This window comes from Pseudomonas sp. FW305-7, from assembly GCF_058786735.1.
Genome location: NZ_JBYSZA010000075.1, coordinates 1 through 530, shown reverse-complemented (window position 1 = coordinate 530; position 530 = coordinate 1). Strand labels below are relative to the sequence as shown.

1 protein-coding gene is annotated in these 530 nt (G+C 60.4%); it reads left to right on the top strand.

What is annotated here, in order from left to right:
• A partial coding sequence (gene tssI, locus AC3WMT_RS30880) for a type VI secretion system tip protein TssI/VgrG (protein ID WP_492578083.1) occupies nucleotides 1-530 on the top strand: 530 nt, incomplete at both ends.

The window sequence follows — 530 nt, the reverse complement described above, 5'->3', positions numbered from 1 at the left end:
CTGCAAGGCCGGGAAGCCATCAGCCAGCCTTTTGTCTTCGAGGTGGAACTGGTCAGTGAGCAGCCGTCGCTGGACCTCGAAACCCTCCTGCACAAACCGGCCTTCCTGCAACTGTCGCCCGACGGCAGCGGCATCCACGGCCAGATCTACCGCGCCGCGCAAGGCGACTCGGGCAAACGCCTGACCCGTTATTCCGTGACCCTGCGCCCGCAACTGGCGTACCTCGCGCATCGGATCAACCAGCGCATCTTCCAGAACCTCAGCGTGCCGAAAATCATCGGCATGGTCCTCGAAGAGCACGGCATCCAGAGCAACGCCTACGAATTCCAGACCCACTCGATCTACCCCGAGCGCATTTATTGCGTGCAGTACGACGAGTCGGACCTGCACTTCATCCAGCGCCTGTGCGAGGAAGAAGGCATTCACTACCACTTCCAGCACAGCGCCACCGCACACAAACTGATCTTCGGCGATGACCAGACGGTGTTCCCGAAACTCAAACCCGTGGCCTATCAGCAAGACTCCGGCAT